The organism is Plesiomonas sp. ISS29 (assembly GCF_056522795.1).
In genome coordinates this window covers 994,794-1,009,905 of record NZ_JAWRZQ010000001.1, presented here as the reverse complement: position 1 = coordinate 1,009,905, position 15,112 = coordinate 994,794, and the positions used below count along the sequence as shown (strand labels likewise).

Genomic DNA, 15,112 nt, shown 5'->3' with positions numbered 1-15,112 from the left:
GTCTAAATCAGAATTCCCGTTTCAGCCAACCATTGAGGCGTTTTAACATGCCACCCACTGAACGTTGTTTTTCAGTGTCGGCTTCCTCATTCATTTGCGACTCTTTTCCATAATGCAATAACCCAACGACCGTCGAGTAATAAGGTGCTTGTGCATAATCGGTTAACCCCGTCAGATTCAACGGTTGGCCAATTCGCACTTGCGTGTGAAATACACGCTCAGCACACTCGGCAAGCCCTTCCATTTGGGATGCACCGCCGGTCAGTACAATGCCAGCCGCAAGATGATGTTTCACGCCCTGCTGCCGCAGCTGTTCTTGTAGATACTGCAATTCATCATTAACCAAGTTTAATAACTCGGTATAACGTGGTTCGATAACTTCAGCCAGTGTTTGACGTTGCAAACTGCGTGGAGGACGCCCGCCCACACTCGGGACTTCGACTGTCTCTTCACGGCTGACTAATGAGCCCATCGCGCAACCATGACGCACTTTAATCGCTTCGGCATCGGTTGGTGGTGTACCAAATGCATACGCAATATCACTGGTCACCACATTGCCCGCATAGGGGATCACTTTGGTATGACGCAACGCACCACCGGTGTAGACGGCAATATCCATGGTACCACCACCGATATCAACCACACAGACACCTAATTCACGCTCATCTTCCGTTAATACGGCATCACTCGATGCCAAACCAGCAAAAATCAGCTGATCAACTTTTAATCCACAACGCTCGACGGCTTTGACTATATTTTTTGCCATATCATTATGACAAGTAATTAAGTGCACTTTCGCCTGCATTCGTACGCCAGATAATCCAACCGGATTTTTAATTCCCTCTTGGTAATCTATGGCAAATTCCTGTGGAATAACATGCAGAATACGGTGCTCTTCTTTTGTTTTTACCGATTTCGCCGTGTGAATAACGTTATCCACATCTTCTTGTGATACTTCTTCATCTGAAATAGGCACAATACCCATTTCATTCTGGCAGCTAATATGCTTTCCGGATAGTGCCAAATAGACTGATGATATTTGGCAATCGGCCATTAACTCTGCTTGGTCAACTGCTCGCTGCACGGATTTAACGACAGATTCAAGATCATTCACTCCGCCTTTATCCATACCACGGGATGAACTACTGCCAACACCAATGATATTTAGCATACCATCGGGAAGTACTTCCCCTACGAGTGCGGAGACTTTAAATGTACCGATTTCTAATCCAACAACCAGTTTTCTGTCCGTCGCCTTGGTCATTTGTTTAACCTGACTTAGTATTCGCTTGATTTATTGTGGCCTGATTTGCTTTTCTGGCCTGCTCTATGGGCTGCTGCGGATCAATTAATACCGGTGCCCAACCCACGGCAAGACCACTGTCATAGCGCAAATCGACATAACTGATTCGCTTATCCGGTTGTTGCTGCAACAAAGGATACAAGTCAATAAACCGCTTTAAACGTGCCATGCGGTTGTCGCGCCCCAATTCAAGCCGGATATCCCCTTCGAGCCCGACTTGCCATGAGTGACGCGGGCTTAATGCCAGCATTGTAAGGTGAAATCCATTCTCTTGCATAAGCTTTTCCATGCTCTGCCACGCATCTAGCACCTCTTTTTCTGAGCCTTCAGGGCCATATAATAACGGCAATTTGCTATTAGCCATACGCTCAATTGGCGCATTAAATGATTTACCTTTACTGTCAACCAGTTGCATATCATTCCAACGGGCAACCGGAACATACTCTGCAATATCAAGGTGGACAATATCTGGCCACTCTTTACGCACAGAGGCATGTGAAATCCACGGCATCATCTGCAATTGCTGCTGAATACTGTGGACATCTTGGGTAATAAAGCTGCCAAGCGGCCCCATTGAGAGGATAGCTAGGCGGACATCATCATCCGTAGTGAACTTTCGCTCACCGGCTATGACCAACCGCGATAGCGGTAAACGCTCACTATCTTGCATCCATTCGACAGCAGACCACACGCCTTTCGTTCCATATCCAACCACGGCAATAAAAAATAGCAGGCCACACAAAAAGGAGGCCACCGTACGTTGCGAGGTACGGCGTTTCGCGGTTGTTTCTGATGATCGTGAGACTATTGAGGCCTGCGCCATAATTAGATTGCCAATCCGATAACTTTTGCCACTAATTGTGAAAAATCAATACCCGCCTGACGCGCCGCCATAGGTACTAAGCTGTGGCTGGTCATACCCGGTGAGGTGTTCACTTCGAGCAAATTAAAGCGCCCTTGGCTATCCATCATCACATCAACACGGCCCCACCCTCGGCAACCGAGTGCATCATAGGCGGCTTTTGCCAGTACACCAATCTCAGCTTCTTGTGCATCATTCAGACCACTTGGGCAGAAATAACCGGTCTCATCTGACAGGTATTTTGCCTGATAATCATAAAAGACACCGGCCGCTTGAATACGGATCGACGGTAATACCTGATCACCCACAATGGCTACGGTAAACTCAGGGCCGCTGAGCCACTGCTCTACCAAGACGGTAGTGTCGTGTTCAAAAGCTTTTTCGAGTGCTGGAAGCAACTCTTGAGCCGTTGATACTTTGCTCATTCCAACGCTAGAGCCTTCTAAAGAGGGCTTTACCATCAGCGGTAACCCAAGGCGCGCGATTATAGTGGCTAGATAATCGTTATCCAATCCCGAATTTGTGACAGATTCATACTCAGCAACCGGCAAACCTAATGCTTGCCAGATCAGTTTGGTACGCATTTTGTCCATGGCCAACGCTGAGGCCAATACGCCGCTACCAGTATATGGCAGGCCAATTTGTTCGAGCATGCCCTGCATACTACCATCTTCACCGCCGCGACCGTGCAGGGCGATAAAGGCTTTACTGAAACCTTGTGCCGGTAAGGTGGCAACAGAAATGGTTTTAGTATCAATCGGATGCGCATCAAAACCTGCGGCACGTAAACCTTCAACAACCGCAGCACCTGAGTTCAATGAGACTTCACGCTCTGCCGATGTTCCGCCTAGTAATACTGCAACTTTCTCTGTCATGGTTATCCTCTTGCGCGTAATGCTTACTGCGCTTGTAAGCGCATATTCGCCAAATTCCGGGCGACTTTGCCGATATCACCGGCACCCTGAGCCAGTACCAGATCTCCACCTTTTAGGATTTGTCCTAAAATTTGCGGTAAATCCTGCTGATCCGGAACAAAAATAGGGTCAACATTCCCTCGGCTCCGAATTGTACGGCATAATGAGCGGCTGTCGGCCCCTTCTATGAGATTTTCTCCGGCGGCGTAAACATCAAGCATCAGTAATACATCAACTTGTGAAAGAACGCTGGCGAAATCTTCGTACAAATCACGGGTTCGGGTATAACGGTGCGGCTGAAAAATCATGACTAAGCGGCGTTCAGGCCAACCGGCTCGTGCGGCTTTAATCGTGACATCCACTTCACTAGGGTGATGACCGTAATCATCAACCAGCATGACATCGCCACCGTTTACGCTGAACTCTCCTAGACAGTCGAAACGGCGCCCCGTTCCCTGAAAACTCTCTAATGCACGAACAATTGCGTCATCATCAATGCCATCTTCGGTTGCCACGGCAATGGCGGCCGCTGCATTCAGGGCATTATGGCGGCCAGGCATATTCAATTTAACCTGTAATGCCTCACATCCACTACGGCAAATAACAAAATGGCCTTGTGCACCCTGTTGTTTATATTCGCAAATTTTAATGTCGGCATCATCGCTAAAACCATAGGTGACAATATGGCGGCCAATGCGCGGTAGCAGTTCACGAACAACCGGATCATCAATACACATTACGGCTAAACCGTAGAACGGCAGGTTATGCAGGAAATCAATAAAGGTTTGCTTGAGATTCTCAAAACTACCCTTATAGGTTTCCATGTGATCAGCTTCGATGTTGGTGACAACAGCAACCATCGGCTGTAGATGTAAAAATGAGGCATCACTCTCATCGGCTTCGGCAATCAAATAGCGGCTAGCACCTAAGCGTGCGTTAGTACCGGTCGATTTCACTAATCCACCGTTAACAAAGGTTGGATCGCGCCCTGCTTCGGCAAAAATACCGGAAACCAATGCGGTAGTGGTAGTTTTACCGTGCGTTCCGGCAATGGCAACACCATGACGAAAACGCATTAATTCAGCCAGCATCTCAGCACGGCGGATCACTGGAATTCGTGCTTCACGGGCTGCTGCCACTTCGGGATTGTCACTTTTGATGGCAGTAGATACAACGACCACGCTGGCGGCAATCACGTTGTCAGCACTGTGTTGCAAGAAGATCTCGGCACCTAAATTACGCAGACGCTGCGTTACGGCATTTTCAGCGATATCAGAACCGCTGATTTGATAGCCTTCATTAGCCAGCACCTCTGCAATGCCACCCATGCCTGCACCACCGATGCCGACAAAGTGAATCCGGCTGACACGGCGCATTTCCGGCACCATAGTGCGCAATTTTGCAATTTTTTGATTATTAATATGATTCATTATGATCTCTTATCAGCCAGCGCCGTAATGACAGTACAAACCCGTTCCGTTGCATCAGGGATAGCAACACGACGAGCCTTTTGTGCCATATCCATCAGTCGCGTGCGGTCTAACTCCCGCAAGCTTTGTACCAGAGATTCGGCAGTAAGTTGATCTTGCTCGATAATCATTGCAGCACCGGCCTGTGCTAAGGTGAGGCCATTGAGGTATTGCTGACGATCTTTATGCTGAAATGGGACAAAAATTGCCGGTAAACCGGCGGCCGCAATTTCAGAAACAGTCAGCGCACCTGAGCGGCAGATAACCACATCAGCCCATGCGTAGGCTGCAGCCATGTCATCGATAAACTCACCCAGCGTATTTTCAGTAACCGGCTGTGTGAGTGGATGTTCACTATCAGTGACCTGACACATCACGCCGGCCAGCTGGTAGTCTTGAACGGTACTGTTAAGCGCACCTTTCCCAACCTGATGCCAGAGGCAGATTTTATCCCCCAGCAGTGCCGCCGCTTTTGGCAGTGTTTGGTTCAATACGCGAGCCCCCTGACTGCCGCCGATCACCAGCACGCGCAACGCACCCTGCCGGTTGGCATAGCGCGTTTCAGGTGCGGGCAGTGCCAGTACATCGGTACGTACCGGATTACCCACCACATCACCCTGCGCAAATGCACCGGGAAAAGCCTGCAGTACGCACGCGGCAATTTTTGAAAGCCAGCGATTGGTTAACCCTGCTACGGCATTTTGCTCGTGCAGTACTACCGGAATACCCAACAGCCATGCAGCAATACCACCCGGGCCGGAGACATATCCGCCCATCCCCAGAACCACATCAGGCTGATATTCAGCCATAATTGCGCGTGCCTGCTTGATGGCACGCCAGATGCGTAATGGTGCGCTAAGCTGGGCTTTCAGGCCTTTGCCACGCAAACCGGTAATTTGAATGAAGCTGATTTCAATGCCATGTTTGGGCACTAAATCAGCTTCCATACGATCAGCAGTGCCCAACCAACGAACCTGCCAACCCTGTTCCATCAGCTGATGTGCTACGGCAAGGCCGGGGAAAACGTGTCCACCCGTGCCTCCTGCCATCACCAGCAGTCGTTTTGCCTTCATCGGCTTCCTCTTACATGAGCTTGTGCTTTCGCTAACCGTGTTTCATGGTCAATGCGCAGCAAAATAACAATTGCAGTCGACATTATCAGCAGGCTTGATCCCCCGTAACTGATCAAGGGTAAGGTCAAACCTTTGGTCGGCAGCATACCTGCGGCAGCGCCGACATTCACTAACGCCTGAAAACTAAACCAAATACCGATTGCACAGGCTAAAAACCCAGAAAATCGTAATTCAGCTTCCAGCGCCCGACGACCAATCGCCAACGCCCGAAAAGCCAGCAAGAATACCATTAACAGGATCAGAACCACACCGACATAACCGAGTTCTTCGCCAATGATCGAGAAAACAAAGTCAGTATGCGCTTCCGGCAGGTATTCAAGCTTTTGAATTGAGTTGCCAAGCCCCTGCCCCCAAAAATCACCGCGCCCAAATGCCATCAGTGATTGACTCAGCTGATAACCACTGCCGTAAGGGTCTTGCCACGGATCAAGAAAAGAGGTTACGCGTCTGACACGGTAAGGTTCGGCCAAAATCAGTACCACAACAGCCAGTGCTCCCATGCTGATCAGGGCTAAAAACTGCCATAACGGTGCTCCGGCCAGAAACAGCATACCGACGGTAGTCACAAACAGTACAACCACCGTACCTAAATCGGGCTGCGCCAGCAAAAGCATGGCTAGTAGCAGCATTACGCCCATCGGTTTTAAAAAGCCAAGCCGTTTCCCGCGAATTTCATCGCCTTTACGTACCAAGTAACCAGCTAGATAACAAAACAGCGACAGTTTGGTCAGCTCTGCTGGCTGAATACGCAAGGGCCCGAAAGATATCCAGCGCGATGCACCGTTAACGGAACTGCCAACACCGAGTACAACAATCAGCATCAGGATAGAGAGCAACAACAGCGGTACACCAAGTTGTTGCCACAGGCTCATCGGCATCCGTAGCGTCGCAATGGCCAAACAAAATGCAATTGCCAGATACAAAAAGTGCCGCTTAGCGAAGAGGAAAGGATCATCGGCCAAACGTTGACCAACCGGCATCGAGGCCGAGGTCACCATAATTAAGCCAATCAGTGCCAAGCCAATGGCCAACCAGAGCAGTGTGCGATCGTACAATCCGGTGCCCGGATCGTCGTTTTCCCATGCGCCTGTCACCCAATTGGAAATACGTGACAGTATGCCCGCCCCTATCATTGCGCCAGCTCCCGTGCTAAACGCACAAATTCCTGCCCACGTACTTCAAAGTTTTTAAACTGATCCAAGCTGGCACAGGCCGGAGACAGTAAAACCATGTCACCAGCACTGACAACACCCGCAATCTGTTGCATAGCTTGTGCAAGCGTTTCAACCAACACGGCCCCCGGTTTTAATGCCGCCAGCTGCTGCCCATCACGGCCAAAACAGTACAGCTGGATATGAGCCGGTTGCAACAGCGGCTGCAGGGTACTGAAATCAGCACCTTTTCCATCGCCGCCAAGCAATAAATGTAAGCGACCACTTACTTTCAAACCGTGTAACGCCGCTTCGGTACTGCCAACATTGGTGGCTTTAGAGTCATTAATCCAGCGAATACCGTGCGCTTCATGCACTAACTGAAAACGATGCTCTAATCCACCAAACGTACGCAAAGCCTGCAGTGAACCGGTACGCGCAATGCCTGCGGCATCAGCCAGTGCCAGTGCAGCAAGCGCGTTGGCATAGTTGTGTTGGCCAACCAGTTTCATTTCACTGACAGGCAACACAGCTTCTGAACGCTCGGCAGCGAGGAGATCACCGGTAGCCGGTGTGGTAAGCCACTGTGTGCCGTCAATTTCGGATAAACGGTATTGCCCTTGCGTGATTCCAAAGCTTATCAACGGGCCATCCGCAGGGGCTTCTGGCTCGGTTAACGCATCATCAGAATTGATGACAAGATGTGCTGCACGCTGATAAATAGAGAGTTTTGCGGCACGGTAATCATCTAGACCCTGATAGCGATCCATGTGATCTTCGGTCACATTCAGTACGGTAGCAGCAATGGCCTGTAAACTGTGGGTAGTCTCCAGCTGGAAACTCGATAATTCAAGTACATACAGATCATAGAGGCTCTCTAGCAGGGATAATGCCGGAATGCCAATATTGCCACCGACTCCCACACGTAACCCTGCACTCGCGGCCATTTCACCGACCAAACGGGTAACGGTACTTTTGCCGTTTGAACCGGTAATCGCAATGATCGGGGCTTTTGCTTCACGGCAAAACAGTTCGATATCACCGATAATCTCCACCCCTGCGGCCAGTGCGGCCTGTAATTCAGGACGTGAAAGCGCAATACCAGGGCTGGCGACAATCAAATCGGCATCCAGTAACCATGCCTGATTTAACCCGCCGGTATGTACCTCAACGGTAGCCGGAAGTTTATCTAGCCCAACGGGTGCAGTGCGGGTATCAATCACTTTTGGGATCACATTCTGGCTAAGAAAGAAATCCACACAAGAAAGGCCGGTTGCTCCCAGCCCAATAATGACGATGTTTTTGTCTGCATAGCGTGCCATGGCCAATCCTTAGCGAATTTTCAGTGTAGCCAGACCAATGAGGACTAACATCAGTGAAATTATCCAAAAACGTACAATCACGCGCGGTTCTGGCCAGCCTTTTAACTCGTAGTGATGATGGATAGGTGCCATCCGAAAAATGCGTTGCCCGCGCAGTTTAAACGAGCCTACCTGCAGGATAACTGACAGTGTTTCCATCACAAACACACCACCCATGATGAACAGCAGGAACTCTTGGCGCAGTAATACAGCAATCGTTCCTAATGCTCCACCGAGTGCTAATGAGCCGACATCACCCATAAAAACTTGTGCTGGATAGGTGTTAAACCACAAGAATCCCAAACCTGCACCAACAATCGCGGTACACACAACCACCAGCTCACCGCTGTGACGAATATAGGGAATATGCAGATATTCCGCGAAGTTGACGTTACCGGTCGCCCATGCAACCAGACCCAAACCGGCGGCCACAAACACGGTAGGCATGATGGCTAAGCCATCTAACCCATCAGTTAAGTTCACCGCGTTACTGGTGCCGACAATCACAAAATAGGCCAGCAAAATATATAACACGCCCAATTGCGGCATGATGTCTTTGAAGAACGGTACAACCAGCTGGGTAGCCGGAGTATCTTTACCTATCGCAAACAATGTAAAGGCAACCAGCAGGGCAATAACCGACTGCCAAAAGTATTTCCAACGAGCAATCAGGCCTTTGCTGTTTTTACGCACCACTTTGCGGTAGTCATCAACAAACCCCACCACGCCATAGCCTAGCAGTACAAACAGAACACACCAGACATACAGGTTGCTCAGGTTAGCCCACAGCAACACCGAGACACTGATCGATGTCAGTATCATGATACCGCCCATAGTTGGCGTACCACGTTTGCTAAAGTGCGACTCAGGACCATCGTTACGGACAACCTGACCAATCTGCAATTTTTGCAGCCACGCGATTAAGTGTGGCCCCATCCATAACGCAATCGCTAGGGCAGTTAGCAGGCTAACAATCGCCCGCAGGGTTAAATAAGAGAAAACGTGAAAACCGGTATAATATTGTGCTAACTGCTCGGCTAACCAAACTAACATGAATATGTCTCCTGCAACGCCTGCACTACCTGCTCCATTGCAGCGCTGCGTGAACCTTTAACCAAAACGGTAACAGCCGTTTTTGCCTGTAAATGTGCGGATATCTGTGGCAATAGTGCAGCAATAAGTGCTGATTTATCGGTAAAGTGCTGCCCATGACAAGGCGCGCTAATCGCCGCACTTAATGTACCGACACTCATCACCTCTGTTAAGCCCGCTTGCAACGCACTGATACCCACTTCCTGATGACAATCAAGGCTCTCTGGGCCTAATTCGCCCATATCCCCCACCACAAAGATCTGTATCCCTGACTGCTGAGACAACACTTTTATTGCCGCCTGCATTGACCCGACGTTGGCATTGTAAGTGTCATCAATCACTAACAATTGTGGGGTAACCTGTAATGGGAATAAACGCCCTTTGACCGGCTGCAAAGAGAGCAAACCTGCTGCAACATCCTCAAGACTTGCGCCCACCGACAGGCTCAACGCTGCTGCGGCCAGTGCATTGGCAATATTATGCTGCCCCGGATAAGGCAAGGTAACTGCAATCTCTCCCTGCGGGGAACACAGGGTAAACTGGGTAACACCCTGCTCAGTTGAGATGTTTTCAGCGCGATAATCGGCCAGCTGGCTCAGTGACCATGTTTTGACTGATTTTCCGCTAAAATGAGGCTGCCACGCCTGATGATCGGTAATATCAAGGTTAACAATGGCGATACCGCCCTCGGGCAGCCCCTGATAGATTTCACCTTTCGCCTGATGCACGCCCGCCAGAGAGCCAAATCCCTCAAGATGTGCAGCCATTACGTTATTGACCAGCGCAACTTCCGGCTGAACCAGTGCAGTGGTATAGGCAATTTCGCCAATATGATTAGCACCAAGCTCGATCACTGCATAGTCATGTTCAGAGGTCAGGCGCAGCAAGGTCAGCGGAACACCAATATCGTTGTTAAAATTACCGGCGGTACTGAGCACTGAACCACGCTGGCGCAAAATAGCGGCCGTCATCTCTTTTACCGTGGTTTTGCCGGAAGAGCCGGTCATCGCAACCACGCGAGCGCGTGACTGCTGGCGTACCCACTGCGCCAGTAAACCGAGCGCAATACGGGTATCTGCCACCACACACTGCGGTACAGATTGCAGCGCTTCATCATTGAGGTAGTGATCAACCAGTAAGGTTTGTGCGCCACGCTCAACCGCTTGCAGTGCAAAATCGTGCGCGTCAAAACGCTCACCGCGCAGGGCAATAAACAACCCGCCGTCGGCAAGCTGACGGGTATCCGTCGTCACCTGTTCGATAATTTGTGTGGATGAAGCCAGCCCTGATGACAACTGCCCGCCCACAACCTCGACCAGCGTGCCAAGCGTTAAGGGGATCATGCAACCACCCCCAGTAAACGGGCAACGGTTTCACGATCAGAGTAGTCAAGCTTACGCTGACCGATAATTTGGTAATCTTCGTGCCCTTTACCGGCAATCAGTACCACATCGTCAGCCCGTGCATTCATGATCACGGTTGTCACCGCTTCTGCGCGGCCAGAGATAATCTGAACACTAGCAGGATTAAGCAGACCGGTCAGGATATCCGACACAATCGCCTGCGGCTCTTCTGTACGCGGATTATCATCGGTGATCACTACACAATCGGCCAGTTGTTCTGCTATTGCGCCCATCAGCGGGCGCTTGCCGCGATCGCGATCACCACCACAACCAAACACGCACCACAAACGGCCGCGACAGTGTAAACGGGCCGCTTCCAGCGCTTTTTCCAGCGCATCAGGCGTATGGGCGTAATCTACCAATACGGTTGGGCGCGCCGGAGCACTAAACACTTCCATCCGACCACAGACTGGCTGTAATTCAGATGCCGTATGTGCTAAATCAGACAACGGATAACCCAGAGCTAGTAAGGTAGCCAATACCAGCGTCAGGTTGCTCACATTGAATGCGCCCATCAGGCGGCTTTCAATTTCGCAAGCACCCCAGCTAGAATCAAGCTGTATACGTGCGCCTTGATCGTGATAATCAACCGCGGTCACCTGTAACCAGCGTCCGGCCCAATCTTGTGGTAATGGTATCGCCATACTCACGGCAACAGCATCAGGACGCTGTGTTAACCAGCGGCGGCCGACTGCATCATCGGCATTAATAATTGCCTGTTCAACATGATGATTCTGAAAGAGCCGCCATTTAGCTTCGGCGTAATTCTCCATATTTCCGTGATAATCAAGGTGATCACGGCTCAGGTTGGTGAAGACTGCGGCGGCAAATTTCAGGGCTGCCACGCGATCTTGTACCAATCCGTGTGAAGAGACCTCCATCGCAGCAAAAGTTGCCCCCTGCTGACAGAGATCATTGAGTGTATGTTGAACATCAACCGCCGAACCGGTGGTATTGTCGGTTGGGGTAATCTGCCCCAACAGCCCGTTACCCACCGTACCCATCACCGCCGCGCGCTCACCGAGCAAAGCACTCCACTGTGCTAACAACTGCGCCGTAGTCGTTTTTCCGTTTGTACCGGTAATACCGACCAGCGTTAATTTTTCGCTCGGCTGATGGTAAAAACGCCCCGCCAGCGCAGACAAACGGTGATTCAACTGCGTTAAATACACCACGGGTACACCGTGAATTTCACGTACCGTACCGTCTGAGGCCTCGCCTTCTGCATCAGCAATTATTGCCGCAACACCTTGAGCAATGGCTTGAGGAATATAGCGCCGACCATCGGTCTTATGTCCCATTACTGCAATAAACAGATCGCCCGCAGCCGCAGTGCGGCTGTCTAAGGTCATCTCCCGTAACGCGCACGCCGGGGCGTTATCCACCCACGGCGCTAATAAAGTGCGCAGATCATGTGTTGACACGGGCGTTACCACTCCTGTTAATAACTGCTTCATCGCCCACAGGCAAAGCGTCTGGGGCGATATTGAGGATCCGCAAAGCTCCGCCCATAATGGCAGAGAATATAGGTGCTGATACCGCACCACCGTAATATTGTCCGGCCTGAGGTTCGTTAATCACCACAACCAATGCCAGACGTGGGTTACTCGCAGGTGCAACACCTGCGGTATACGCAATATATTTGTCGATATACTTTCCGTTCGGGCCAATCTTTTTCGCCGTACCGGTTTTAATCGCAATACGATATCCATCTACCGCCGCACGTCGACCACCACCACCGGGCAGCGCCACGCTCTCCATCATATGAATGACTTTACGGGTTACCTCTTCAGAGAAGATACGGTTTCCCTCAACCGGCGGATCAACTTTGGTGATCGATAGCGGGCGATAAATACCAAAACTGCCGAGCGTGGCATAGGCACGTGCCAGCTGCAATGGCGTCACCAACAGGCCATAACCGAATGAAAAGGTGGCGCGCTCAATATCAGCCCAGCGATTTTTTTGCAGCATCATACCGGTGCTCTCACCCACCAGCCCCAGATTAGTCGGCTGACCAAAACCAAATTTGCTGTAGGTTTCCGGCAGCGCTGTTTCCGGCATAGCCAGTGCAAGGTGAGAAACCCCGACGTTACTCGATTTTTGCAAAATACCTGTCAGCGTCAGTTCAGGGTAGACCACGGTATCCCGTACCCGATGCCCGTTCACATAGAACGGCATCGTATTGAGTACCGCAGACTCTTTAACGATTTTGCGATCAAGGGCGGTCAATACCACCAGCGGTTTTACTGTCGAGCCCGGCTCAAACGTATCGGTAATGGCCCGATTACGGTAGTTCGCACTATCAATTTGCCCGCGATTATTCGGGTTATAGGAGGGCAAGTTTGCCATCGCCAACACTTCACCGGTCTGCACATCAAGCAAAACTATCGAGCCAGACTCGGCTTTATTAAATGCCACCGCATTTTTTAACTCGCGGTAGGCCATTGCCTGTAAACGCTCATCAATACTCAATGACAAATCATGCGCCGCACGGCTTTCAACCGAAGAGATATTCTCAACCACGCGTCCAAAACGGTCTTTACGTACCGTACGCTGGCCCGGTTCACCGGTTAACCAAGTATCAAAGCTCTTCTCTACCCCTTCAATGCCTTTACCATCAATATTGGTAAAACCAAGAATATGCGAGCTAACTTCTCCGCTCGGATAGAAACGGCGCGACTCTTGCTTAAGGTAAATTCCGGGAATTTTCAGATCACGCACATAACTGGCCAGCGAAGGGCTAATCTGACGTGCTAGATAGGTAAAACGGGAGGTTGGATTGGTTTTAACCCGTGAGGTCAGCTTATCCAGCGGGATCCCCAAAGCATCTGCTAGTGCAGCCCAACGCTCGGTTTTATCCAGCGAAGCCTTTTCAGCGATCTCTTTGGGATCGGCCCATACTGCATCAACAGGCACACTCACTGCCAGTGGGCGACCGGCTCTGTCGGTAATCATACCGCGCGGCGTGGCAACAGATTGCACCCGTAACGAGCGCATATCCCCTTCACGGATCAGGCGATCAGGGTTGATCACCTGGATCCAACTAGCACGCAGCAACAGGCCCACCAGCGCTAGCCCCATCACGCCGCCCACCAGCAAATAACGCCAACGGATAAAACTGGAAGTATCTTCCGGTTTTTTTACTTTCGCAGTTCGGGTTGGTTTGCTCATTACTGTTTAACCACTTTTTCCTGAGCAGGTGATACACGCTGCATCTGCAGTTTCTCACCAGACAGCCGCTCAACCCGGTTGTGCTCACCAAGAGCATTCTCTTCCAGAATTAAGTTGCGCCACTCTATATCCAGCGCATCACGTTCGAGTACCAAATGCTCACGCTCCACAATCAGCAGGCGCGTACGGTGGGTACTTAGAACCACGGCAATCGCAGAACAAAACACCAACACCACCAGCAAAAGTGGTAATTTACCGAATCGGCATAAATCTTCGCCGATGATGGAGGTTAACGAATGGCGCTCGACACTCATCTTTCAGCTGTCCGTTCGGCTAAACGCAGTACCGCACTGCGTGAACGCGCATTACGCTCAACCTCTTCATCCGACGGCATAATGGCTTTGCCAATGGCAACCATTTTCTTGCCGTGCGCCAACTGAGCTTCGGTCAAAGGCAAACCGGCCGGAATTTCCGGGCCCTTACTTTGGCGACGAATAAAGCGTTTTACAATCCGATCTTCTAGTGAATGGAAACTGATCACCGACAAACGGCCACCCTCAGCCAAAATCGGCAACGAGCCCTCTAGCGCACGCTCAATCTCTTCCAACTCACTGTTGATATAGATACGAATAGCTTGGAACGTCCGCGTAGCCGGGTGCTTGTGCTTCTCTTTAAACGGGCTGGCAACGGCAATTAACTCTGCCAGTTCACGGGTGCGAGTCATCGGGTTTTCTGCGTTACGCTCAACAATGGCACGCGCAATACGCTTGGCAAAACGCTCTTCACCAAATGTTTTGAGTACCCAAGCGATATCATCAGCCTCGGCTTTCATCAGCCATTCTGCCGCAGATTGACCGCTCGACTGATCCATACGCATATCCAGCGGGCCATCACGCATGAAACTAAAGCCACGCTCGGCTTCATCTAACTGCGGCGAAGAGACACCAAGATCGAGTAAGAAGCCATCAATTTTGCCGCTTAAACCCAGCTCATCAACATAGTGCTGCACATTAGAAAATGGCCCGTGAACAATCTGAAAACGCGGGTCATCAATAGTTTGTGCTTCGGCAATTGCCCGCAAATCACGATCAATGGCAATCAGACGACCTTCCGGGCCTAATTTTGACAAAATCAGACGAGAGTGCCCGCCACGGCCAAACGTACCATCAATGTAGATACCGTCAGGGCGAATCGCTAAACCCTCTACTGCTTCATGCAGCAGAACGGTTACGTGCTGGTAATTTTCAGACATA

General features: G+C 50.6%; 13 protein-coding genes. All 13 read right to left on the bottom strand.

What is annotated here, in order from left to right; genetic code table 11:
• Nucleotides 1–7 precede the first annotated feature (7 nt).
• Genes ftsA through rsmH form a run of 13 tightly spaced genes read right to left on the bottom strand, consistent with a single transcriptional unit; the run spans nt 8 to nt 15,111 of the window.
• Complete coding sequence (gene ftsA / locus AC1HDJ_RS04550) at nt 8–1,264, bottom strand: cell division protein FtsA (RefSeq protein ID WP_438622304.1); 1,257 nt, start codon at nt 1,262–1,264, stop codon at nt 8–10.
• A gap of 4 nt (nt 1,265–1,268) precedes the next feature.
• Nucleotides 1,269–2,126: a cell division protein FtsQ/DivIB gene (locus AC1HDJ_RS04545; protein ID WP_479533715.1), complete on the bottom strand. Its 858-nt coding sequence runs from the start codon at nt 2,124–2,126 to the stop codon at nt 1,269–1,271.
• Nucleotides 2,127–2,128: 2 nt separating this feature from the next.
• Nucleotides 2,129–3,040: a D-alanine--D-alanine ligase gene (locus AC1HDJ_RS04540; RefSeq protein WP_479533713.1), complete on the bottom strand. Its 912-nt coding sequence runs from the start codon at nt 3,038–3,040 to the stop codon at nt 2,129–2,131.
• Nucleotides 3,041–3,063: 23 nt separating this feature from the next.
• On the bottom strand, nt 3,064–4,509 hold the full coding sequence (gene murC / locus AC1HDJ_RS04535) for a UDP-N-acetylmuramate--L-alanine ligase (RefSeq protein ID WP_479533711.1): 1,446 nt from the start codon (nt 4,507–4,509) through the stop codon (nt 3,064–3,066).
• Nucleotides 4,509–5,621: an undecaprenyldiphospho-muramoylpentapeptide beta-N-acetylglucosaminyltransferase gene (gene murG, locus AC1HDJ_RS04530; RefSeq protein ID WP_479533709.1), complete on the bottom strand. Its 1,113-nt coding sequence runs from the start codon at nt 5,619–5,621 to the stop codon at nt 4,509–4,511. The genes murC and murG overlap by 1 nt, the downstream gene beginning before the upstream one ends.
• A complete protein-coding gene (gene ftsW / locus AC1HDJ_RS04525; protein WP_479533707.1) occupies nt 5,618–6,814 on the bottom strand; it encodes a cell division protein FtsW in 1,197 nt (398 codons plus the stop codon). Before ftsW ends, murG begins: the two co-directional genes overlap by 4 nt.
• Nucleotides 6,811–8,154: a UDP-N-acetylmuramoyl-L-alanine--D-glutamate ligase gene (gene murD, locus AC1HDJ_RS04520; protein WP_479533705.1), complete on the bottom strand. Its 1,344-nt coding sequence runs from the start codon at nt 8,152–8,154 to the stop codon at nt 6,811–6,813. The genes ftsW and murD overlap by 4 nt, the downstream gene beginning before the upstream one ends.
• A gap of 9 nt (nt 8,155–8,163) precedes the next feature.
• On the bottom strand, nt 8,164–9,246 hold the full coding sequence (mraY, locus tag AC1HDJ_RS04515; protein ID WP_479533703.1) for a phospho-N-acetylmuramoyl-pentapeptide-transferase: 1,083 nt from the start codon (nt 9,244–9,246) through the stop codon (nt 8,164–8,166).
• Nucleotides 9,240–10,628: a UDP-N-acetylmuramoyl-tripeptide--D-alanyl-D-alanine ligase gene (gene murF / locus AC1HDJ_RS04510; RefSeq protein ID WP_479533701.1), complete on the bottom strand. Its 1,389-nt coding sequence runs from the start codon at nt 10,626–10,628 to the stop codon at nt 9,240–9,242. Before murF ends, mraY begins: the two co-directional genes overlap by 7 nt.
• Nucleotides 10,625–12,112, bottom strand: a complete 1,488-nt coding sequence (murE, locus tag AC1HDJ_RS04505) for a UDP-N-acetylmuramoyl-L-alanyl-D-glutamate--2,6-diaminopimelate ligase (RefSeq protein ID WP_479533699.1) — start codon at nt 12,110–12,112, stop codon at nt 10,625–10,627. The genes murF and murE overlap by 4 nt, the downstream gene beginning before the upstream one ends.
• Nucleotides 12,099–13,859, bottom strand: a complete 1,761-nt coding sequence (ftsI, locus tag AC1HDJ_RS04500) for a peptidoglycan glycosyltransferase FtsI (protein WP_479533697.1) — start codon at nt 13,857–13,859, stop codon at nt 12,099–12,101. The genes murE and ftsI overlap by 14 nt, the downstream gene beginning before the upstream one ends.
• The gene (gene ftsL, locus AC1HDJ_RS04495; protein WP_438622294.1) at nt 13,859–14,173 is read right to left on the bottom strand and encodes a cell division protein FtsL; all 315 of its coding nucleotides are present in this window, start codon (nt 14,171–14,173) and stop codon (nt 13,859–13,861) included. Before ftsL ends, ftsI begins: the two co-directional genes overlap by 1 nt.
• Entirely contained in the window at nt 14,170–15,111 is a 942-nt protein-coding gene (rsmH, locus tag AC1HDJ_RS04490; RefSeq protein ID WP_479533694.1) for a 16S rRNA (cytosine(1402)-N(4))-methyltransferase RsmH, read from the bottom strand. Before rsmH ends, ftsL begins: the two co-directional genes overlap by 4 nt.
• Nucleotide 15,112 lies beyond the last annotated feature (1 nt).

What these genes read in the sequence shown, in the direction of transcription:
- ftsA (WP_438622304.1), bottom strand. Translation starts at nt 1,264, where the DNA reads ATGACCAAGGCGACGGACAGAAAACTGGTTGTTGGATTAGAAATCGGT.
- AC1HDJ_RS04545 (WP_479533715.1), bottom strand. Translation starts at nt 2,126, where the DNA reads ATGGCGCAGGCCTCAATAGTCTCACGATCATCAGAAACAACCGCGAAA.
- AC1HDJ_RS04540 (WP_479533713.1), bottom strand. Translation starts at nt 3,040, where the DNA reads ATGACAGAGAAAGTTGCAGTATTACTAGGCGGAACATCGGCAGAGCGT.
- murC (WP_479533711.1), bottom strand. Translation starts at nt 4,509, where the DNA reads ATGAATCATATTAATAATCAAAAAATTGCAAAATTGCGCACTATGGTG.
- murG (WP_479533709.1), bottom strand. Translation starts at nt 5,621, where the DNA reads ATGAAGGCAAAACGACTGCTGGTGATGGCAGGAGGCACGGGTGGACAC.
- ftsW (WP_479533707.1), bottom strand. Translation starts at nt 6,814, where the DNA reads ATGATAGGGGCGGGCATACTGTCACGTATTTCCAATTGGGTGACAGGC.
- murD (WP_479533705.1), bottom strand. Translation starts at nt 8,154, where the DNA reads ATGGCACGCTATGCAGACAAAAACATCGTCATTATTGGGCTGGGAGCA.
- mraY (WP_479533703.1), bottom strand. Translation starts at nt 9,246, where the DNA reads ATGTTAGTTTGGTTAGCCGAGCAGTTAGCACAATATTATACCGGTTTT.
- murF (WP_479533701.1), bottom strand. Translation starts at nt 10,628, where the DNA reads ATGATCCCCTTAACGCTTGGCACGCTGGTCGAGGTTGTGGGCGGGCAG.
- ftsI (WP_479533697.1), bottom strand. Translation starts at nt 13,859, where the DNA reads ATGAGCAAACCAACCCGAACTGCGAAAGTAAAAAAACCGGAAGATACT.
- ftsL (WP_438622294.1), bottom strand. Translation starts at nt 14,173, where the DNA reads ATGAGTGTCGAGCGCCATTCGTTAACCTCCATCATCGGCGAAGATTTA.
- rsmH (WP_479533694.1), bottom strand. Translation starts at nt 15,111, where the DNA reads ATGTCTGAAAATTACCAGCACGTAACCGTTCTGCTGCATGAAGCAGTA.